This is a genomic window from Bacillus sp. EB106-04-02-XG92 (assembly GCF_058791995.1).
Genome location: NZ_JBYTEA010000020.1, coordinates 38,084 through 58,382, shown reverse-complemented (window position 1 = coordinate 58,382; position 20,299 = coordinate 38,084). Strand labels below are relative to the sequence as shown.

Annotated in this window: 23 protein-coding genes and 2 other annotated features; all 23 genes read left to right on the top strand. The window is 37.3% G+C overall.

The annotated features are described in order from the left end of the window. The first annotated feature begins 281 nt into the window (after positions 1–281). The 23 genes from ctsR (at position 282) to rplL (ending at position 20,291) form a co-directional block, all read left to right on the top strand. Positions 282–743: a transcriptional regulator CtsR gene (gene ctsR / locus AC3WVA_RS27685; protein ID WP_048526354.1), complete on the top strand. Its 462-nt coding sequence runs from the start codon at positions 282–284 to the stop codon at positions 741–743. A 173-nt stretch (positions 744–916) separates the two neighbouring features. Then, entirely contained in the window at positions 917–1,465 is a 549-nt protein-coding gene (gene mcsA / locus AC3WVA_RS27680) for a protein-arginine kinase activator protein McsA (RefSeq protein WP_098346207.1), read from the top strand. A 4-nt stretch (positions 1,466–1,469) separates the two neighbouring features. Further along, entirely contained in the window at positions 1,470–2,534 is a 1,065-nt protein-coding gene (mcsB, locus tag AC3WVA_RS27675) for a protein-arginine kinase McsB (RefSeq protein ID WP_048526356.1), read from the top strand. 22 nt (positions 2,535–2,556) lie between these two features. Then, the gene (clpC, locus tag AC3WVA_RS27670) at positions 2,557–4,992 is read left to right on the top strand and encodes an ATP-dependent protease ATP-binding subunit ClpC (protein WP_000971179.1); all 2,436 of its coding nucleotides are present in this window, start codon (positions 2,557–2,559) and stop codon (positions 4,990–4,992) included. 96 nt (positions 4,993–5,088) lie between these two features. Beyond that, positions 5,089–6,465: a DNA repair protein RadA gene (gene radA / locus AC3WVA_RS27665; protein ID WP_001085207.1), complete on the top strand. Its 1,377-nt coding sequence runs from the start codon at positions 5,089–5,091 to the stop codon at positions 6,463–6,465. Positions 6,466–6,468: 3 nt separating this feature from the next. Then, positions 6,469–7,542 (top strand): DNA integrity scanning diadenylate cyclase DisA, encoded by a 1,074-nt coding sequence (gene disA, locus AC3WVA_RS27660; RefSeq protein WP_048526357.1) that lies wholly within the window; start codon positions 6,469–6,471, stop codon positions 7,540–7,542. A gap of 160 nt (positions 7,543–7,702) precedes the next feature. Continuing rightward, entirely contained in the window at positions 7,703–8,812 is a 1,110-nt protein-coding gene (locus tag AC3WVA_RS27655; RefSeq protein ID WP_048526358.1) for a PIN/TRAM domain-containing protein, read from the top strand. Between the two features lie 16 nt (positions 8,813–8,828). Continuing rightward, positions 8,829–9,509 (top strand): 2-C-methyl-D-erythritol 4-phosphate cytidylyltransferase, encoded by a 681-nt coding sequence (gene ispD / locus AC3WVA_RS27650; protein WP_048526359.1) that lies wholly within the window; start codon positions 8,829–8,831, stop codon positions 9,507–9,509. A gap of 115 nt (positions 9,510–9,624) precedes the next feature. Continuing rightward, a complete protein-coding gene (gene ispF / locus AC3WVA_RS27645; protein ID WP_048526360.1) occupies positions 9,625–10,101 on the top strand; it encodes a 2-C-methyl-D-erythritol 2,4-cyclodiphosphate synthase in 477 nt (158 codons plus the stop codon). Between the two features lie 89 nt (positions 10,102–10,190). Then, the gene (gene gltX / locus AC3WVA_RS27640) at positions 10,191–11,648 is read left to right on the top strand and encodes a glutamate--tRNA ligase (RefSeq protein ID WP_048526361.1); all 1,458 of its coding nucleotides are present in this window, start codon (positions 10,191–10,193) and stop codon (positions 11,646–11,648) included. Between the two features lie 47 nt (positions 11,649–11,695). Continuing rightward, positions 11,696–11,941: a binding site (T-box leader), on the top strand. Positions 11,942–12,079: 138 nt separating this feature from the next. Continuing rightward, positions 12,080–12,745, top strand: a complete 666-nt coding sequence (gene cysE / locus AC3WVA_RS27635; RefSeq protein ID WP_048526362.1) for a serine O-acetyltransferase — start codon at positions 12,080–12,082, stop codon at positions 12,743–12,745. Further along, positions 12,726–14,123 (top strand): cysteine--tRNA ligase, encoded by a 1,398-nt coding sequence (gene cysS, locus AC3WVA_RS27630; RefSeq protein WP_098521790.1) that lies wholly within the window; start codon positions 12,726–12,728, stop codon positions 14,121–14,123. Before cysE ends, cysS begins: the two co-directional genes overlap by 20 nt. A gap of 2 nt (positions 14,124–14,125) precedes the next feature. Continuing rightward, positions 14,126–14,533 (top strand): Mini-ribonuclease 3, encoded by a 408-nt coding sequence (locus tag AC3WVA_RS27625; protein ID WP_000564261.1) that lies wholly within the window; start codon positions 14,126–14,128, stop codon positions 14,531–14,533. Next, positions 14,530–15,273 carry a 23S rRNA (guanosine(2251)-2'-O)-methyltransferase RlmB gene (gene rlmB, locus AC3WVA_RS27620; protein ID WP_048526363.1) on the top strand — a complete coding sequence of 248 codons (744 nt, stop codon included), beginning with the start codon at positions 14,530–14,532 and terminating at the stop codon, positions 15,271–15,273. Before AC3WVA_RS27625 ends, rlmB begins: the two co-directional genes overlap by 4 nt. Positions 15,274–15,276: 3 nt before the next feature. After that, entirely contained in the window at positions 15,277–15,789 is a 513-nt protein-coding gene (locus AC3WVA_RS27615) for an NYN domain-containing protein (protein WP_000997883.1), read from the top strand. A gap of 67 nt (positions 15,790–15,856) precedes the next feature. Then, positions 15,857–16,516 (top strand): RNA polymerase factor sigma-70, encoded by a 660-nt coding sequence (locus AC3WVA_RS27610; protein ID WP_000387198.1) that lies wholly within the window; start codon positions 15,857–15,859, stop codon positions 16,514–16,516. A 128-nt stretch (positions 16,517–16,644) separates the two neighbouring features. Beyond that, positions 16,645–16,791, top strand: a complete 147-nt coding sequence (gene rpmG / locus AC3WVA_RS27605; RefSeq protein ID WP_002070160.1) for a 50S ribosomal protein L33 — start codon at positions 16,645–16,647, stop codon at positions 16,789–16,791. 32 nt (positions 16,792–16,823) lie between these two features. Further along, entirely contained in the window at positions 16,824–17,003 is a 180-nt protein-coding gene (secE, locus tag AC3WVA_RS27600; RefSeq protein ID WP_001241321.1) for a preprotein translocase subunit SecE, read from the top strand. 131 nt (positions 17,004–17,134) lie between these two features. After that, entirely contained in the window at positions 17,135–17,668 is a 534-nt protein-coding gene (gene nusG / locus AC3WVA_RS27595; protein WP_000415794.1) for a transcription termination/antitermination protein NusG, read from the top strand. Positions 17,669–17,835: 167 nt separating this feature from the next. Next, complete coding sequence (gene rplK / locus AC3WVA_RS27590) at positions 17,836–18,261, top strand: 50S ribosomal protein L11 (RefSeq protein WP_001085872.1); 426 nt, start codon at positions 17,836–17,838, stop codon at positions 18,259–18,261. Between the two features lie 177 nt (positions 18,262–18,438). After that, a complete protein-coding gene (gene rplA, locus AC3WVA_RS27585; RefSeq protein ID WP_002020168.1) occupies positions 18,439–19,131 on the top strand; it encodes a 50S ribosomal protein L1 in 693 nt (230 codons plus the stop codon). Between the two features lie 49 nt (positions 19,132–19,180). Then, positions 19,181–19,324 (top strand) — a sequence feature (ribosomal protein L10 leader region). A gap of 39 nt (positions 19,325–19,363) precedes the next feature. Next, positions 19,364–19,864, top strand: a complete 501-nt coding sequence (rplJ, locus tag AC3WVA_RS27580; protein WP_000048716.1) for a 50S ribosomal protein L10 — start codon at positions 19,364–19,366, stop codon at positions 19,862–19,864. A gap of 67 nt (positions 19,865–19,931) precedes the next feature. Continuing rightward, a complete protein-coding gene (gene rplL, locus AC3WVA_RS27575; RefSeq protein WP_000159736.1) occupies positions 19,932–20,291 on the top strand; it encodes a 50S ribosomal protein L7/L12 in 360 nt (119 codons plus the stop codon). The last annotated feature ends 8 nt before the right edge of the window (positions 20,292–20,299 follow it).

The following is a 20,299-nucleotide window of genomic DNA, read 5'->3' as shown; positions in this document are numbered from 1 at the left end:
GAACACGGAAGTTAAGCTCTCTAGCGCCGATGGTAGTTGGGACCTTGTCCCTGTGAGAGTAGGACGTCGCCAAGCAACTAAACACGAGTCGAATGACTCGTGTTTTTTCGTGTTTTCTTTTATAATCCATAGTAATAAAAAATGTGTTTAAATAATTATTATTTTGATTAAATACAGGGGAATGTGGCTAGGATAGTGAATAAGCAAAAGAGTTGCAAATTTTATTAATACGTATATAATTAAAGTCAAAGATAGTCAAAGTCAATAAAGGTGGCGGATAAATGAGAAATATATCTGATATCATTGAGAAATATCTAAAGCAAGTTATTGACTTAAGTAATAATAATGTGATTGAAATCAAAAGAAATGAGATTGCGGATCGATTCGAGTGCGTACCATCTCAAATCAATTATGTAATCAATACCCGTTTTACGTTAGAAAGAGGATTCGTAGTAGAAAGTAAACGTGGTGGAGGAGGTTACATTCGCATTATAAAAGTCAAACTGCATGACGATATAGACATTATTGATCAAATGCTTCATATGATTGATCATAGCGTTGCGCAAGGAAATGCAGAGAGTATGATTATACGTTTAATAGAAGAGGGAATCATAACAAATCGTGAAGCTAAGCTTATGTTAAGCGTGCTAGATCGTTCTGTATTATCAATGGATGTTCCTTCTCGAGATGAACTTAGGGCTCGAATATTATGCGCAATGTTAAGAACACTGAAATATAAATAAATACAGCTTTTGTAAAAGAATAATAACTAAAAGATAAGGCAGTTAAGTATTGTAGAAGTTTTGAAAAAAGAACACGCACTTTTATTTAAACGAATAAAGGAAAGTGAACAATCTAGTAATGTATGAAAAGTACTATGAAATAGATCGTTCCTGTTGTAAAGGTGGGGATAGTGATGACTTGTCAAAACTGTAATATAAGACCAGCAACTTTACATTATACAAAAGTAATCAACGAAAAGAAGGCGGAAGTTCATCTTTGTGAGCAATGTGCAGAACAAAGTGGCTATACGTCTTTCTTTCAATCATCGCAGTCTAACTTTTCATTCCATGATTTATTTGCTGGGTTATTAAACGGTGAATCAACAATGTTGGAAGAAGGGAAAAATGAATTTTCGAATGCAAGTATATTAAGGTGTCCAGATTGTAAGATGACATATGAGCAATTTACAAAGGTCGGACGCTTTGGATGTGCTTCTTGTTACGATACATTTAAGGAACATTTAAAGCCATTATTAAAACGTCTTCACGGCGGGCATACAGATCATTGTGGAAAAATTCCGGAGCGTATAGAAGGAAATATCCACTTAAAGAAAGAATTAGATGAACTAAAACTCATTCTGAAACAATATGTACAGAATGAGGAATTTGAGAAAGCTGCTGAAATAAGGGATAAAATTCGAAGTCTTGAAAATCAGCTGAGTGAGCATAGAGAGGGGGAATAGTTCTATGTCACTGGACAAAATTATGAATGAAGCGATTAGTCCATGGATGAAGGGCGATGGCCCTGATTCTGATATTGTTTTAAGTAGTCGAATTCGTTTGGCTCGTAATTTTAAAAAATATCAATTCTCTACTATGCAAAACGAAGAAGAAGCTAAACAGATTCATGAGTTATTTAAAAAGAAATTTATAAATAAAACGGTAGAACCCTTTGGAGAGTTTGAACTATTAAAAATGAATGAATTAACACCTCTTCAAAGGAGAGTATTAGTTGAAAAGCATTTAATTAGTCCTAACCTTGCTGGAACAGAGTACGGAGCATGTCTATTGTCAGAAAGTGAACATATTAGTGTTATGTTGAATGAAGAAGACCATATTCGGATTCAATGCTTATTTTCAGGATTGCAGTTATCAGAGGCTCTTCAAAGTGCCAATCAAATAGATAATTGGATAGAAAAAGAGGTTGAGTATGCTTTTGATGAATCACTTGGATATATTACGAGCTGTCCTACTAACGTTGGTACAGGATTAAGGGCTTCTGTAATGATTCATTTACCAGGACTCGTCTTAACGAAAAGAATTAGTCGTATCATACAAGTAATTCAAAAATTAGGGTTAGTAGTAAGAGGAATATACGGCGAGGGTAGCGAAGCGTTAGGTAATATATTTCAAGTGTCAAATCAAATGACACTGGGAAAATCTGAAGAAGATATTATTGCAGATTTAAAGAGTGTCATTCAACAAATTATACAGCAAGAAAAAATGGCTAGAGAATTAATTGTACAAAATTCAAGTATTGAGCTTGAAGACAAAGTTTATCGCTCTTATGGCATACTAGCAAACAGTCGGTTAATTCAATCTGCGGAAGCGGCTACTTGCTTATCAGATGTACGACTTGGTATTGATTTAGGATATATAAAAGGTGTATCGAGAAATATTTTGACTGAGCTAATGGTTCTTACACAACCGGGCATTTTACAACAATATGCAGGAGGGCCCTTAGGACCAGAAGAAAGAGATTATCGAAGAGCAACCTTAATCCGTGAGCGATTACGTATTGAAAAAAACTAAGCGCAAGTAGGAGGCGATTTCTATGATGTTTGGAAGATTTACAGAAAGAGCACAGAAAGTATTAGCTTTATCTCAAGAGGAAGCAATTCGCATTGGGCATAATAATATTGGAACAGAACATATTTTACTTGGGCTTGTACGCGAAGGTGAAGGAATTGCAGCAAAAGCGTTAATTGCTCTTGGATTAAGTCCAGAGAAAGTTCAAAAAGAGGTAGAAGCGTTAATTGGACGCGGAACAGAAGCTTCTCAAACTGTACATTATACACCGCGTGCTAAAAAGGTTATTGAGTTGTCGATGGATGAAGCTCGTAAGTTAGGTCATTCTTACGTTGGAACAGAACATATCCTACTCGGTTTAATCCGTGAGGGTGAAGGTGTAGCAGCACGAGTTTTAAATAACTTAGGTGTTAGCCTAAATAAGGCAAGACAACAAGTATTGCAACTGCTTGGAAGTAATGAAGCAAGTTCAGGTCACCAAGGTGGTTCTTCAACAAATGCAAATACACCAACACTTGATAGTTTAGCGCGTGATTTAACGGTTGTTGCACGTGAAAATCGTTTAGATCCTGTTATTGGGCGTGGTAAAGAAATTCAACGTGTAATTGAAGTTTTAAGCCGTAGAACAAAAAATAATCCCGTGTTAATTGGAGAGCCTGGTGTAGGTAAAACGGCAATCGCAGAAGGATTAGCACAACAAATCGTAAATAATGAAGTTCCTGAAACTTTAAGAGATAAGCGCGTTATGACACTAGATATGGGTACAGTGGTAGCTGGAACGAAATATCGTGGTGAATTTGAAGATCGTTTGAAGAAAGTAATGGATGAAATTCGTCAAGCGGGAAATATCATTCTATTTATTGATGAACTTCATACATTAATTGGTGCAGGTGGAGCAGAAGGTGCTATTGATGCATCGAACATTTTAAAACCATCTTTAGCACGCGGAGAGTTACAATGTATTGGGGCGACAACGTTAGACGAATATCGCAAATATATTGAAAAAGACGCGGCTTTAGAGAGACGTTTCCAACCAATTCACGTTGATGAGCCAAGTTTAGATGAATCAACTCAAATCTTGAAAGGTTTACGTGATCGTTATGAGGCGCATCACCGCGTGTCTATTACAGATGATGCAATTGATGCAGCTGTAAAGCTTTCAGATCGTTATATTACAGATCGTTTCTTACCAGATAAAGCAATTGATTTAATTGATGAAGCTGCTTCAAAGGTTCGTTTACGCTCTTATACAACACCACCAAATCTAAAAGAGCTTGAAGTGAAGCTTGAGGAAATTAGAAAAGAAAAAGATGCAGCTGTACAAAGTCAAGAATTTGAAAAAGCTGCTTCCTTACGTGATATGGAACAACGCTTACGTGAGAAGTTAGAAGATACGAAGCGTCAATGGAAAGAGCAACAAGGAAAAGAAAATTCAGAAGTGACAGTAGAAGATATTGCAAATGTCGTTTCTACGTGGACTCGTATTCCGGTTTCTAAGCTTGCACAAACAGAGACTGATAAATTATTAAACTTAGAATCGATTCTTCACGATCGTGTTATTGGTCAAGATGAAGCGGTAGTAGCTGTAGCGAAAGCTGTTCGTCGTGCTAGAGCAGGATTGAAAGATCCGAAGCGTCCGATTGGTTCGTTTATTTTCTTAGGACCAACAGGTGTAGGTAAAACAGAGCTAGCAAGAGCGTTAGCAGAATCTATGTTCGGTGATGAGGATGCAATGATTCGCATCGATATGTCTGAGTACATGGAGAAGCATTCTACTTCTCGTTTAGTTGGATCTCCTCCAGGATATGTTGGATATGAAGAAGGTGGACAATTAACAGAAAAGGTTCGCCGTAAGCCATATTCAGTTGTCTTATTAGATGAAGTAGAGAAAGCTCATCCTGATGTGTTTAACATTTTACTACAAGTATTAGAAGATGGTCGCTTAACAGATTCTAAAGGGCGTACAGTTGATTTCCGTAATACAATTGTTATTATGACATCTAACGTTGGTGCAGAGGCGTTAAAACGTAATAAACATCTTGGATTTAACGTACAAGATGAGAGCCGCGATTATTCAGATATGAAAGGTAAAGTAATGGATGAACTGAAAAAGGCATTTCGTCCAGAGTTCTTAAACCGTATTGATGAAATTATCGTGTTCCATATGCTTGAGAAAAAACATATTCAAGAGATTGTAACACTTATGGTAAATCAGTTAGTGAACCGCTTAAAAGAGCAAGAAATTGAATTGCATTTAACTGAAGGAGCAATTTCAGCTATTGCTGATAAAGGATTCGACCGAGAGTATGGTGCTCGCCCGCTTCGTAGAGCAATTCAGAAGCATGTAGAAGATAGACTATCGGAAGAGCTTTTAAAAGGTGCTATTGAGAAAGGACAAAAAGTTATCTTTGATGTTGAAGGAGAATCATTTGTCATTCATAGTGCTGAAAAGGTAAAATAAGTATAGACAAACTAAGAGGGCTACGAGATAGCCCTCTTTCTTGTACGAGAAGGATAAACTGTTTATAGATGAAAGTGAAGTGAAATATAAAACGATATGGCTAAAAAGAAAACAAAATTCACATGTCAAGAGTGTGGGTATCAGTCACCAAAATATATGGGGAAATGCCCTGGGTGTGGTCAATGGAATACGCTTGTTGAAGAGATGGAACCAGTTGTATCATCAAGGCGCCTTAATTATGCCAATGCGATTCAATCAGAAGTAACAAAACCAAGACGTCTAACAGAAGTAGAAACAAAGTCTGAGGCGCGTATTGAAACGAAATTTCAAGAATTTAACCGCGTACTTGGTGGCGGGATTGTAGATGGGTCCTTAGTACTTATTGGTGGTGACCCTGGGATTGGAAAATCAACGTTACTATTACAAATATCATCGCAATTAGCAGATTCTTCATATGATGTACTATATATATCGGGTGAAGAATCAGCAAAACAGATTAAACTGCGTGCGGACCGTTTACATGTAAATGGTAGCAATCTATTTGTTGTATCAGAGACGGATTTGCAGCGGATTGCAGCACACATTGAAGAAGTGAATCCAGCCTTTGTTGTTATTGATTCTATCCAAACGATACATTTACCTGAGGTAACGTCAGCACCAGGAAGTGTGGCGCAAGTACGTGAATGTACAGCGGAATTAATGAAACTTGCAAAAACGAAAGGGATCCCTATTTTTATCGTTGGACATGTGACAAAAGAGGGGGCAATTGCAGGGCCTCGTATGTTAGAACATATGGTCGATGCAGTTCTTTATTTTGAAGGAGACCGTCATCATACATATCGTATTTTGCGAGCGGTGAAGAATCGTTTTGGTTCCACGAATGAAATGGGTATTTTTGAAATGAAAGAACTCGGCCTTGCGGAAGTATTAAATCCTTCTGAAATTTTCCTTGAGGAAAGACCAGTTGGGGTTGCAGGGTCAACGGTGGTTGCCTCAATGGAAGGAACACGACCAGTTTTAGTAGAAATACAAGCATTAATCTCCCCTACTAGTTTTGGAAACCCTCGAAGAATGGCAACGGGAATTGACCATAACCGTGTATCGCTTATTATGGCAGTGTTAGAAAAAAGAACAGGTTTATTATTGCAAAACCAAGACGCATATTTAAAAGTAGCAGGTGGTCTGAAGTTAGATGAACCAGCAATTGATTTAGCTGTGGCTTTAAGTATAGCTTCAAGTTTTAGAGATAAATCTACGGCACCAACCGATGCAGTAATAGGAGAAGTAGGATTAACTGGAGAAATAAGAAGAGTGTCAAGAATTGAACAACGTGTACAAGAAGCAGCTAAATTAGGATTTCAACGGGCTATTATTCCTAGAAAAAATTTAGGGGGATGGACAATTCCTGATGGGATTGAAGTAGTAGGTGTATCCAATTTAGGAGAAGCGCTTCGTTTGACATTAGGAGGCTAGGCTATGGAAGAAAACAAGCAACGTGTCAAAAATATGATTAATATTTTACAACTTGTTGCCCCGGGAACACCACTGCGCGAAGGGATAGATAATGTACTTCGCGCACAAACAGGGGGATTAATTGTCCTTGGATATAATGAGCAGATTAAAAGTATTGTTGATGGAGGTTTTCATATTAATTGTGCATTCTCTCCTGCTAGTTTATACGAATTAGCAAAGATGGATGGGGCACTTATTTTAAATGAAACTGGAAGTAAAATTTTAATTGCGAACGCACAGTTAGTTCCGGAGTCATCTATCGACTCTATTGAGACAGGTATGCGCCACCGAACAGCGGAGCGTGTAGCAAAGCAGACAGGTAGCCTTGTAGTGGCTATTTCACAAAGACGTAACGTAATTACGCTATATCAAGGGAATTTACGTTATACACTAAAAGACATAGGTGTTATTTTAACAAAGGCAAACCAAGCTATTCAAACGCTAGAAAAATATAAGGCTGTATGGAATGATGGGATTACGAATTTGGGTATTTTGGAATTTGAAGAAGTCGTTACAATGTCCGAAGTAGTTCATGTTTTACATAGTGTTGAAATGGTACTGCGTATTAAAAATGAAATATTAAGCTATATTCATGAACTAGGAACAGAAGGTAGGTTAATTCGTTTACAACTTACCGAACTACTAGCTGATTTAGAGGCAGAAGCAGCGTTGTTAATTAAAGATTATTATCAAGAAAAAACACAAGACCATCATCAAATTTTGAAAAAATTACAAGATCTTGCGAATACACAACTTCTAGAGGATAGCGATTTAGTTAAATTGCTTGGTTACCCGGGGCAAACGAGTTTAGAAGAAAGTGTGACGCCGAGAGGATACCGAATCACCAGTAAGATTTCACGCGTTCCACCACTTATCATTGAAAATTTAATTAATCGATTTAAAACTTTGCAAGGTGTTTGTCGGGCAACTATTAATGAATTAGATGATGTGGAAGGAATTGGGGAAGTCAGGGCGAAGAAAATACGAGAAGGTCTAAAAAGAATCCAAGAGCATCTCTATATGAGTAGACACAATTAAGAATATTACATTGATTCCATAATATAACGACACTAGAACACTTTTGGTATATGATATGATATATTGGTAAATAAAACTATTTATAAAAAAACACGTCCGCTTTTGCATTCGGCGTTTTGATTAGCGAAACAATGGTTAATAATGAGTAGGAGGTGGTTGGATGTTAAAACGGATTGTACAGCTCTTCTTTCTAGTAATCGGGGGAGCGTTGGGGATTTACTTAATCCCAAAAGTTATTAATGTATTAGACATCGGTGCCGTTCCTTTATTGGAAGGATCGTATGCTCGTGCAATTATTGGTGCAATTATTTTATTTTTAACAACATTTTGGCTTGTAGATTATATTGTTCAACTTATTAAGCATATTGAAGAGGCTCTTGTAAAGGCGCCTGTAGCAGATGTTTTATTTGGTACATTAGGTTTAATCTCTGGCCTTATTGTTGCATATTTAATTTTAATCCCAATTCGTGAATTTACAATTCCAGTTATTAGTACAGTGTTGCAAGTATTCTTTACTCTTTTACTTGGGTATTTAGGATTCCAAGTAGGATTTAAAAAGAGGAATGAATTGCTAGGGTTATTTACATTACCACAACGTGGGAAGAAGAAAAATAATAATAGTGAGAATGAAGAAACTGAAACTGAGGTAGAGGAATCTACAACCCACTGGAAAATTCTCGATACGAGTGTAATTATCGATGGACGTATTGCTGATATTTGCCAAACGAAGTTTTTAGAAGGAACAATTGTTATTCCACAATTCGTGTTAGAAGAGCTTCAGCACATTGCCGATTCTTCTGATGCTTTAAAGCGTAATCGTGGTCGCAGAGGATTAGATATTTTAAATCGTATTCAAAAAGAGATGCCGATTCCGGTAGAAATTTATGAAGGCGATTTCGATGATATTCAAGAAGTGGACAGCAAACTTGTAAAGTTGGCGAAAATCACTGGTGGAACGGTAGTAACAAATGATTTCAACTTAAATAAAGTTTCTGAATTACAAGGGGTAACAGTTTTAAACATTAACGATTTAGCTAATGCAATTAAACCTGTTGTGCTCCCAGGCGAAGAACTAAGTGTTTATGTTGTAAAAGATGGTAAAGAACAAAATCAAGGTGTTGCATATTTAGATGACGGCACGATGATTGTAGTAGAAGATGGTAGAGAATATGTAGGTTCACAACTCGATGTACTTGTTACGAGTGTGTTACAAACATCGGCAGGTCGTATGATTTTCGCCAAACGTAAATTATTAGAAAAAGCATTATAAGTAGAGGATTATTAATATGTATACATTAATTATTCCAGCAGCTGGTCAAGGGAAGCGGATGGGCGCTGGCAAAAATAAGTTGTTCTTACTTATTAATGAAGTACCAATTATTGTGCATACGTTACGTGCTTTTGAAAAGGATAAGGCATGTAAAAATATTATTATGGCAATTAATGAAGAAGAGCGCCCATATTTTGAAGAGTTAATGCAGAAGTATCGGGTTGAAAAGCCAGTACAATTTATTCAAGGTGGAGCTGAAAGACAAGATAGTGTGTATAACGCGATTCAGCATACGAGTGAGGTTGAGTATGTTCTTGTACATGACGGTGCACGACCGTTCGTAACGAATAAAGTGATTCAAGATGTATTAACTGCAGCAGAAAAACATGGGGCTTCCATTTGTGCAGTGCCAGTGAAAGATACCGTTAAGAAAGTAGAGCAGGGTGTTGTTGTTGAAACGGTAGAAAGATCTCAGCTTAAAGCTGTACAAACACCGCAAGGGTTTGCTGTTTCTCTTTTATTAGAAGCTCATAGAAGCGCGAAGCAGAGCTGTTTCCTTGGTACAGATGATGCAAGTCTTGTAGAACGTATAGGGAAGCAAGTAGGTGTAGTAGAGGGGAGTTACTATAATATTAAAGTGACGACTCCAGAGGATTTACTAATTGCTGAAAGTTTTCTTCACGTTCAAAAGAAATGATAGCAATGATTATAGCAAAGAAAAGCTCGGCAACGGCCGGGCTTTTCTTTATAAGGATAGCGATATAATATAGAATCATAAAGCTCAGTAGTTTAGCTCGAGGAGGATGTAAAGAATGTTTCGAATTGGACAAGGTTTTGATGTGCATGAATTCGCGGAAGGTAGACCATTAATTATTGGCGGAATTACAATTCCCCATGAGAAAGGATTAATTGGTCATTCTGATGCAGATGTATTGTTACATACGATCGCGGACGCATGTTTAGGTGCGATTGCAGCAGGAGATATCGGAAAACATTTCCCTGATACAGATCCTGCCTTTAAGGATGCTGATTCAGCTGTATTGCTGCAAAAGGTTTGGGAATTTGTGCGTGACCAAGGTTATGAGTTAGGGAATTTAGATTGTACAATTATTGCTCAAAAGCCAAAAATGGCACCACATATTGAAAGTATGCGTAAACGCATTAGTGAACTATTAGAAACGTCTATTGATAATATCAATGTAAAGGCAACAACAACAGAAAAATTAGGATTTACAGGTAGAGAAGAAGGAATTGCTTCTCAAGCAGTTGTTTTATTGCAGAAAAAATAATGGTTTTTAATTCGTAAGATGGATAATCACATTTGTTTGGTGTACAATTATAGAATGTGTTGACATTAAGAATGGAAGGTGTACCAATTATGGAAAAGCAAGTGAGAGTGCGCTATGCGCCAAGTCCAACAGGACACTTACATATCGGAAATGCGCGTACGGCATTATTTAATTATTTATTTGCTCGTCATCAAGATGGTAAGTTTATTATTCGTATTGAAGATACTGATGTAAAACGTAATGTTGCAGGTGGAGAAGAAAGCCAATTAAAATACTTGAAATGGCTCGGTATGGACTGGGATGAAGGTGTTGATGTTGGTGGTGAATTTGGACCATATCGTCAAACAGAGCGTTTAGATATTTATAAAAAATTATATGAAGATTTATTAGAGCGTGGCTTAGCTTACAAATGTTATATGACAGAAGAAGAGCTAGAAGCAGAACGTGAAGGGCAAATCTCTCGTGGTGAAACACCTCGTTATGCAGGTAACCACCGTGATTTAACTGAAGCGCAAGTGAAAGAATTTGAAGCTGAGGGACGTATTCCAAGTATTCGTTTCCGTGTACCAGCTGACCGTGATTACACATTTAAAGATATTGTAAAAGATGAAGTTGCATTCCATTCAAATGATTTCGGTGATTTCGTTATCGTGAAAAAAGATGGAATTCCAACTTATAACTTTGCAGTAGCAGTAGATGATCACTTAATGGAAATTACACACGTACTTCGTGGTGATGACCATATTTCAAACACGCCAAAACAAATGATGATTTATGAAGCTTTCGGTTGGGATATTCCACAATTCGGTCATATGACTTTAATTGTAAATGAAAGCCGTAAAAAATTAAGTAAGCGTGATGAATCGATTATTCAATTTATTGAGCAATATAAAGAGCTTGGATATCTTCCAGAAGCAATCTTTAACTTTATTGCATTACTAGGTTGGTCGCCAGTAGGAGAAGAAGAAATCTTCTCTCAAGAAGAGTTTATCAAAATGTTTGATGCAGCTCGTTTATCAAAATCACCTGCATTATTTGATTCTCAAAAACTAAAATGGATGAACAACCAATATATGAAAAAGCAAGATTTAGATACGGTGGTGGAATTAAGCTTACCGCATTTAGTGAAAGCTGGACGTATAGGTGAAACTTTAAGTGAACAAGAACAAGCTTGGATTCGTGATGTAATTGCGTTATATCATGAACAAATGAGCTTTGGAGCTGAAATTGTAGAGCTTTCTGAAATGTTCTTCAAAGATCATGTTGATCATGAGGAAGAAGGACAAGAAGTATTAAAAGGTGAACAAGTACCAGAAGTACTTCGTGCATTTGCTGGTCAAGTAGAAGCACTAGAAGTGATGGAACCTGCAGCAATTAAGGCGGCTATTAAAGCAGTTCAAAAGGAAACAGGTCATAAAGGTAAAAACTTATTTATGCCAATCCGTGTTGCAACTACTGGCCAAACACATGGACCAGAGCTTCCTAATGCTATTGCACTTCTTGGAAAAGAAAAAGTTTTAAATCGTCTTCAAAAAGTAATTGGTTAACATTTTCTAGGTTTAGAAATATAATAAGTATACTTAAAACCTAATAAGGAAAAGCGACGAGAAGGAGAAGTAGAAAATCAGGCTTTTTACAGAGAGAACCACCTTTAGGCTGGAAGTGGTTTATAAGCGGATTTTTGAAATGCCCCTTCGAGTCTTCTGCTGAACAGCAAATTGTTTTGCGAAACGTCTTAGGGCGTAAAGTAAGCAGAAGCGGTGTACACCGTTATCAGAGATGAGTTTGAGGCTTTTTTAGCCTAAACAGAGTGGAACCGCGCTTATAAGGCGTCTCTGTCAATATGACAGAGGCGTCTTTTTTTATACCGTAAAACTGGATGTGAGTATAAGTTTTATCCGCATGTATAAAGACTTAGGGAGATAAGTAGGGAGTTAGTTCACTCGAAAAAGCAGCCCATAAAGGGGAGGGAACGTCGATGTTTAAGAGGCTTCGGGAAGATATTGAAGTCGTTTTTGAACAGGATCCAGCGGCAAGAAATTATTTCGAAGTCATTTTGACTTACTCTGGATTACATGCAGTTTGGGCCCATCGAATTGCGCATGCTTTTTATAAAAAGAATTTCTTCTTTATTGCACGTTGGATCTCACAAGTTAGTCGTTTCTTTACTGGCATTGAGATTCACCCAGGAGCAACAATTGGTCGTCGTTTTTTCATAGACCATGGAATGGGGGTTGTAATTGGAGAAACGTGCGAAATTGGTGATAATGTAACAATCTATCAAGGGGTTACATTAGGTGGTACGGGTAAAGAAAAAGGAAAGAGGCACCCTACAATTCAGGATAATGTATTAATTGCAACAGGTGCCAAAGTACTAGGTTCTATTACAGTTGGAGAGAATTCTAAAATTGGAGCAGGATCTGTCGTATTAAAAGAAGTCCCTGCACACTCTACAGTTGTGGGTATACCTGGCCGGGTCGTTATTCAAAATGGAGTAAAGATCGGTCAAGAATTAAATCATTCTGACCTTCCAGACCCAATTTTTGATAAATTAAAGGTTATGGAAGTAGAACTTGATAAATTGAAAAAACAACTTGAAGTAAAGGTAGAAAGGGAGGATAAAAATGACTATTCACATTTATAATACGTTAACACGTCAAAAGGAAGAGTTTACTCCATTAGAAGAAAATAAGGTAAAGATGTATGTATGCGGACCTACAGTTTATAACTACATTCACATTGGGAATGCAAGACCACCTATGGTATTTGATACGGTACGCCGTTATTTAGAATATAAAGGATACGATGTGCAGTATGTATCTAATTTTACAGACGTAGATGATAAATTAATTAAAGCAGCAAATGAGTTAGGTGAAGATGTGCCAACAATTGCTGACCGTTTCGTTGAAGCGTACTTTGAGGATGTAACGGCTCTAGGTTGCAAACATGCAACGGTTCATCCGCGTGTAACGGAAAATATGGATATCATTATTGAATTTATTCAAGAACTTGTGAATAAAGGATATGCATATGAATCAGAAGGTGATGTGTACTTTAGAACGAAGGAATTCGAAGGATACGGTAAACTATCTCATCAACCAATCGCAGACTTACGTCACGGTGCGCGCATTGAAGTAGGAGAAAAGAAACAAGACCCTCTTGATTTTGCTTTATGGAAAGCGGCGAAAGAAGGAGAAATCTTCTGGGAAAGCCCTTGGGGGAAAGGTCGTCCAGGTTGGCATATTGAATGCTCGGCAATGGCACGTAAATACTTAGGGGACACAATTGATATTCACGCTGGTGGTCAAGACTTGGCATTTCCTCATCATGAGAATGAAATCGCGCAATCTGAGGCGTTAACAGGAAAAGCATTTGCACGTTATTGGATGCACAATGGATATATTAATATTAATAATGAGAAGATGTCTAAGTCACTTGGGAACTTCATTTTAGTTCACGATATCATTAAGCAATATGATCCGCAGTTAATTAGATTCTTTATGCTATCAGTACATTACCGTCATCCAATTAATTTCAGTGAAGAGTTATTACAAAGCACAAATAACGGGCTGGAAAGAATTAAAACGGCTTACGGTAACTTGAAACACCGTATGGAAAGTAGTACGGATTTAACAGATCATAATGAGAAATGGTTAGCTGAACTGGAAAAATTCCAGACTGCATTTGAAGAAGCGATGAATGATGACTTCAATACAGCTAATGCAATCACTGAGTTATATAATGTAGCAAATCATGCAAATCAATATTTACTGGAAGAACATACGTCTACAGTAGTAATTGAAGCATACGTAAAACAACTTGAAACATTATTTGATATTTTAGGGTTAGAATTAGCGCAAGAAGAGTTACTCGATGAAGAAATTGAGGCGCTTATTCAAAAACGTATTGAAGCTCGTAAAAATCGTGATTTTGCATTATCAGATCAAATTCGCGATGATTTAAAAGATCGTAATATTATTTTAGAAGATACCGCTCAAGGTACAAGATGGAAAAGAGGATAAGAATGATTGATGCAAAGCAATTAAACAGCTTAGCGTTAGCATATATGGGTGATGCGGTGTATGAACAATATATCCGCTATCACCTACTTCAAAAAGGGAAAGTTCGTCCTAATCAATTACATCGATTAGGGACAAGCTTTGTTTCGGCAAAAGCACAGGCGAAAGTTGTTTATCATTTATTAGAGACAGCATTTTTAACTGAAGAAGAAGAAGCGGTACTAAGAAGAGGGCGTAATGCTAATTCAGGTACTGTTCCGAAAAATACGGATGTACAAACATATCGACATAGTACAGCTTTTGAAGCGCTTATTGGTTATCATCACTTATTAAATAATCGTGAAAGATTAGACGAAATTGTATATAAGGCAATTGCTGTTTTAGAAGAAAAGGAAGGGGGCACATCATCATGAGTAGTGAATATATTATCGGACGTAACCCTGTAATTGAAGCGTTACGATCAGGAAGAGATATTAATAAAATTTGGATCGCGGAAGGTGCTGCCAAAGGACAAGTACAAATTGTACTAGCACTAGCGAAAGAAAATAAGATTATTTTACAACATGCGCCAAAGAAGAAGTTAGATCAATTAGTTGAGGGGAACCATCAAGGTGTAATTGCTCAAGTGGCTGCATATCAATATGCTGAGTTAGAAGATTTATTTAAAGTAGCAGAGAAGCGTAATGAAGATCCGTTCTTCTTAATTTTAGATGAAATTGAAGACCCGCATAACCTAGGTTCTATTATGCGTACTGCGGATGCAACAGGCGCTCATGGAATTATTATTCCGAAAAGAAGAGCGGTAGGACTTACAGCATCAGTTGCGAAAGCATCTACTGGAGCAATTGAATATATTCCTGTTGCGCGCGTAACGAATTTATCTCGTACAATCGATGAATTAAAAGAGCGTGGACTTTGGATTGCTGGTACAGATGCAAAAGGGAAAACAGATTACCGTAATTTAGATGGTACAATGCCAATTGGATTAGTAATTGGAAGTGAAGGAAAAGGTATGAGTCGTATTATTGGTGAAAAATGTGATTTCTTAATTACTTTACCGATGGTTGGTAAAGTTACATCCTTAAATGCTTCAGTAGCCGCAAGTTTGTTAATGTATGAGGTATATCGTAAACGTAACGAAATTGGTAAATAAAAAATGAACGATATTTTAATCGTTGACGGTTACAACATTATTGGAGCTTGGGGAGACTTGAAGAAACTACGGGATGTAGATTTGCAATCATCAAGAGATGCACTGATTGATAAGATGGCGGATTACCAAGGTTACACAGGTACAAAGGTAATGATAGTCTTCGATGCGTATACAGTCCACGGTATTGAAAAAAAGATGAAACAATCGCGTGTGGAAGTTATATTCACGAGGAAGAATCAAACTGCAGATGAAAAGATAGAGCAACTTGCGATTGAGCTTAGAAATATAAATACGCAAATATACGTTGCAACTTCTGATTATACGGAACAATGGGTTATATTTGCACAAGGTGCTCTTCGGAAATCTGCACGTGAGTTAGAGTTAGAAGTACAAGCGATGGAGCAACAAGTAAGAAGACGTACACAAGATACAAAAGAGAAGCAACCCGCCATGCGAAAGATATTTAGTAAAGATATTACAGAAAAATTAGAAAAATTAAGAAGAGGAGAGCGTTGAAGCATTGACGCTCTTTATCTTTTTACTGTATAATATTGCTAAATAAATAGCGGTCGGAGGGATCAAGGTGGAAGCAGGCTTCGTAAGTGTAGGCGACGTTACATTTCGTGATTTAGAAGATGAGGCAATCGTTGAGTTAGTTCGAAAAGGTAATACTGACGCTCTAGAATATTTGATTCACAAATATAAGAACTTTGTTCGCGCGAAATCGAGATCTTATTTCTTAGTGGGTGCCGATCGAGAAGATATTGTTCAAGAAGGTATGATTGGGTTGTTTAAAGCGATTCGTGATTATAAAGAGGACAAGCTATCTTCATTCAAAGCATTTGCTGAACTGTGTATCACTCGACAAATTATTACCGCTATTAAAACAGCAACCAGGCAAAAGCATATTCCGTTAAATTCATATGTGTCTTTAGATAAACCGATTTATGATGAGGAATCTGATCGGACATTATTAGATGTTATTTCGGAAGCGAAGGTAACTGATCCTGAAGAAATGATTATAAGTCAGGAAGAATATACAGACATAGAATCTAAAATATCTGAATTATTAAGCGATTTAGAAAGGAAAGTGCTTTCTTTATATTTAGATGGTCGTTCTTATCAAGAGATTTCGGAACAGTTAAATAGACATGTGAAATCTATTGATAATGCTTTACAGAGGGTGAAGCGGAAATTGGAACGATATATGGAAATGAGAGAGAGTACCACTTTAAATTCATAACAAGTGCTACAGGTGTAAAAAATCACCTGTTTTCTTTTTGTGGAGAGTACAAAAGGCATGACATTGACATTGTCTTTTGTTGTATGATACATTTTTAGGGACATAATGTTACAAGGTTGGTGTAACTAATGAGGAAAAAAGTTGTACTCTCATGTGAAGAGTGTAAAAATCGAAACTACTCTACGATGAAAGATACGAGCTCAGTAGAGCGACTTGAAATAAAGAAATTCTGTAAAACATGCAATCAGCATACAGTTCACAAGGAAACAAAATAAATAATTGAAATAATACACTGGAGGTCCCGTAGATGCGTTTAACGAACTTTTTCGGCGATGTAGGTCGCGAAATGAAAAAAGTAAGTTGGCCTAAAAAAGATGAATTACTCCGTTCAACAGCGACTGTTATTGCAACAGTTGTCTTCTTTGCGATTTTCTTCGCAGTGGTTGATATGGGCATTTCTTCTTTAATTCGGTTAATTCTTGGTTAATTCTTGAATAAGAAGCACTTATCCATGATATAATGTTATTTATAAGAACTGTGTAAAAGCCCGGTGAACGGGTTTTTTCATTTGCGCAAAAAAATGTACGTCAGGGAGGGAAGGACGCTCGTCCTAAATGAATGGAAAAAAGTTGGTATGTTGTCCATACTTATTCTGGATATGAAAATAAAGTAAAAGCAAACCTAGAGAAACGTGTAGAATCAATGGGTATGCAAGATAAAATTTTCCGTGTTGTTGTCCCGGAAGAAGTAGAAGTAGAAATGAAAAACGGTAAAGAAAAATTAATGAAAAGAAAAGTGTTCCCAGGTTATGTATTAGTAGAATTAATCATGACTGATGACTCTTGGTATGTTGTACGTAACACACCAGGTGTAACTGGGTTCGTTGGTTCTTCTGGTTCAGGTTCTAAACCATCACCTCTATTAGAAGAGGAAGTTGTTACCATTATGAAACATATGGGAATGGACAATGAAGTGGTTGATTTCGACTTTGAACTTCATGAGACAGTACGTGTAAATGAGGGACCATTCGCAGATTATACAGGTGCTATCGAAGAAATTGATGTGGAGAAGAAAAAGGTTAGCGTGCTTGTGGACATGTTTGGTCGCGAGACTCCAGTTGAACTTGACTTCCATCAAATTGAAAAATTATAAAATGAAACTTGAAATGAATTGTAAAAAGTGATAATATCTTTTAAGTCAGTACGTCTTCGTTATCGGAGACGTTTTTTGAAAGATTTTATCCTTACAGATAAAATATGACGTGGGAGGGCAAATCACTGTCCAATTGACCACATCACGGACTTAAGGAGGTGTGTCTCGTGGCTAAAAAGGTAATTAAAATGGTAAAGCTTCAAATTCCTGCAGGTAAAGCTAACCCAGCTCCACCAGTTGGTCCAGCATTAGGACAAGCAGGTGTTAACATCATGGGCTTCTGTAAAGAGTTTAACGCTCGTACAGCTGATCAAGCTGGTCTTATCATCCCTGTTGAAATTACGGTATTTGAGGACCGTTCATTCACTTTCATTACTAAAACTCCTCCTGCTGCTGTTCTTCTTAAGAAAGTAGCTGGTATTGAGTCTGGTTCTGGTGAACCAAACCGTAATAAAGTGGCAACTGTTAAGCGTGATAAAGTACGCGAAATCGCTGAAACTAAAATGCCTGACCTTAACGCTGCTAGTGTAGAAGCTGCAATGCGTATGGTTGAAGGTACTGCACGCAGTATGGGCATCGTTATCGAAGACTAATTCGATTTGTTTTTTAAAAAAGGTTGCGGGTCTGGAATTCCAATTCGCAACCTTTATTATCGTAAATGATTATCGTTTTTAAATAAATGGGTGGCGCGCATCCTCAGGTTATACCTGAAAATAAGCGTAAACGTGGGAGGTTATTCCGCTAAAACCACATTCGAGGAGGAAATAAAAATGGCTAAAAGAGGTAAAAAGTACGTAGAAGCTGCAAAGCTTGTTGATCGTGCAGCTGCTTACTCTGCAACAGAAGCAGTAGAATTAGTAAAGAAAACAAACACAGCTAAATTTGATGCAACTGTAGAAGCTGCATTCCGTTTAGGTGTTGACCCTAAGAAAGCTGACCAACAAATCCGTGGTGCAGTTGTTCTTCCACACGGTACTGGTAAAGTACAACGTGTATTAGTATTCGCTAAAGGCGAAAAAGCTAAAGAAGCTGAAGCTGCTGGAGCTGACTTCGTAGGCGATGCTGATTACATCGGTAAAATCCAACAAGGTTGGTTCGATTTCGATGTAGTAGTAGCAACTCCTGACATGATGGGTGAAGTTGGTAAACTTGGTCGCGTATTAGGACCTAAAGGTTTAATGCCAAACCCTAAAACTGGAACAGTTACTTTCGATGTAACTAAAGCTGTTAACGAAATCAAAGCTGGTAAAGTTGAATACCGCGTTGATAAAGCTGGTAACATCCATGTTCCAATCGGTAAAGTATCTTTCGAAGATGCTAAATTAGTAGAAAACTTCAGAACAATTGCTGACACTTTACAAAAAGTTAAGCCAGCTGCTGCAAAAGGTACTTACATGAAGAACGTAACAGTTGCTTCTACAATGGGACCTGGCGTACGTGTAGACGTTTCTACATTAGCGTAAATTTTGGAAGTTGACTTCATAAAGAAGTTTTTATATAATCATTTATGTTGTGAATTTAATTAGTGTACCGTAGACAGTAGGTGTCGATAGACTTAATTTCCTACCTAGGTGTTAATATACGAAACGGAATTTTTTTCTGTGACTATATGCCTCCATGTCTACAAGTTGGGCATGGAGGTTTTTAGTGCACTTTCGGTACATCTTCTATATAATCTACAGGAGGTGTAATAACATGAGCAAAGTAATCGAAACTAAACAACAAGTTGTAACTGAAATCGCGGACAAACTTCGCGCTAGTAAATCTACAATCGTTGTTGACTACCGTGGTTTAACAGTTTCTGAAGCAACAGAATTACGTAAGCAATTACGTGAAGCTGGCGTTGAGTTCAAAGTTTACAAAAACTCTCTAACTCGTCGTGCTGCAGAATCTGCTGAAATGGCTGAGTTAAATGAATTCTTAACAGGACCAAACGCAATCGCGTTCAGTAACGAGGATGTAGTTGCTCCTGCGAAAGTATTAAACGACTTCGCTAAAGATCATGAAGCTTTAGAAATTAAAGCGGGCGTAATCGAAGGTAAACTTGTAACACTTGATGAGGTTAAAGCTATCGCTACTCTTCCATCACGTGAAGGCTTACTTTCTATGCTTCTTAGCGTTCTTCAAGCTCCAATCCGTAACCTTGCACTTGCTACTAAAGCAGTTGCAGACCAAAAGGAAGAGCAAGGCGCTTAATTTTTTAAAAGATAATTACGTATTATCGATAAAACAATACAAACCTATTTAAGGGAGGATATTTACAATGACTAAAGAACAAATCATTGAAGCAGTTAAATCTATGACTGTATTAGAACTTAACGACTTAGTAAAAGCTATCGAGGAAGAATTCGGCGTAACTGCTGCTGCTCCTGTAGCTGTTGCTGGTGGCGCTGGAGAAGCTGCTGCTGAGAAAACTGAATTTGATGTGGAACTAACTAGCGCTGGTGCACAAAAAATCAAAGTTATCAAAGTTGTTCGTGAAATCACTGGTCTTGGCTTAAAAGAAGCTAAAGAATTAGTTGACAACACTCCAAAAGTAATCAAAGAAGCTGCTGCTAAAGAAGAAGCTGAAGAAATCAAAGCTAAACTTGAAGAAGTTGGCGCTGCTGTAGAAGTTAAGTAATTAACTTT

Excerpts from the sequence above, each read along its gene's own strand:
- rplJ (WP_000048716.1), top strand. The coding sequence starts at position 19,364 with ATGAGCAAAGTAATCGAAACTAAACAACAAGTTGTAACTGAAATCGCG.
- cysE (WP_048526362.1), top strand. The coding sequence starts at position 12,080 with ATGTTTAAGAGGCTTCGGGAAGATATTGAAGTCGTTTTTGAACAGGAT.
- mcsB (WP_048526356.1), top strand. The coding sequence starts at position 1,470 with ATGTCACTGGACAAAATTATGAATGAAGCGATTAGTCCATGGATGAAG.
- ctsR (WP_048526354.1), top strand. The coding sequence starts at position 282 with ATGAGAAATATATCTGATATCATTGAGAAATATCTAAAGCAAGTTATT.
- rplL (WP_000159736.1), top strand. The coding sequence starts at position 19,932 with ATGACTAAAGAACAAATCATTGAAGCAGTTAAATCTATGACTGTATTA.
- nusG (WP_000415794.1), top strand. The coding sequence starts at position 17,135 with ATGGAAAAAAGTTGGTATGTTGTCCATACTTATTCTGGATATGAAAAT.
- secE (WP_001241321.1), top strand. The coding sequence starts at position 16,824 with ATGCGTTTAACGAACTTTTTCGGCGATGTAGGTCGCGAAATGAAAAAA.
- rpmG (WP_002070160.1), top strand. The coding sequence starts at position 16,645 with ATGAGGAAAAAAGTTGTACTCTCATGTGAAGAGTGTAAAAATCGAAAC.
- AC3WVA_RS27655 (WP_048526358.1), top strand. The coding sequence starts at position 7,703 with ATGTTAAAACGGATTGTACAGCTCTTCTTTCTAGTAATCGGGGGAGCG.
- disA (WP_048526357.1), top strand. The coding sequence starts at position 6,469 with ATGGAAGAAAACAAGCAACGTGTCAAAAATATGATTAATATTTTACAA.
- mcsA (WP_098346207.1), top strand. The coding sequence starts at position 917 with ATGACTTGTCAAAACTGTAATATAAGACCAGCAACTTTACATTATACA.
- clpC (WP_000971179.1), top strand. The coding sequence starts at position 2,557 with ATGATGTTTGGAAGATTTACAGAAAGAGCACAGAAAGTATTAGCTTTA.
- rplA (WP_002020168.1), top strand. The coding sequence starts at position 18,439 with ATGGCTAAAAGAGGTAAAAAGTACGTAGAAGCTGCAAAGCTTGTTGAT.
- ispD (WP_048526359.1), top strand. The coding sequence starts at position 8,829 with ATGTATACATTAATTATTCCAGCAGCTGGTCAAGGGAAGCGGATGGGC.
- rlmB (WP_048526363.1), top strand. The coding sequence starts at position 14,530 with ATGAGTAGTGAATATATTATCGGACGTAACCCTGTAATTGAAGCGTTA.
- gltX (WP_048526361.1), top strand. The coding sequence starts at position 10,191 with ATGGAAAAGCAAGTGAGAGTGCGCTATGCGCCAAGTCCAACAGGACAC.
- radA (WP_001085207.1), top strand. The coding sequence starts at position 5,089 with ATGGCTAAAAAGAAAACAAAATTCACATGTCAAGAGTGTGGGTATCAG.
- cysS (WP_098521790.1), top strand. The coding sequence starts at position 12,726 with ATGACTATTCACATTTATAATACGTTAACACGTCAAAAGGAAGAGTTT.
- AC3WVA_RS27625 (WP_000564261.1), top strand. The coding sequence starts at position 14,126 with ATGATTGATGCAAAGCAATTAAACAGCTTAGCGTTAGCATATATGGGT.
- AC3WVA_RS27615 (WP_000997883.1), top strand. The coding sequence starts at position 15,277 with ATGAACGATATTTTAATCGTTGACGGTTACAACATTATTGGAGCTTGG.
- ispF (WP_048526360.1), top strand. The coding sequence starts at position 9,625 with ATGTTTCGAATTGGACAAGGTTTTGATGTGCATGAATTCGCGGAAGGT.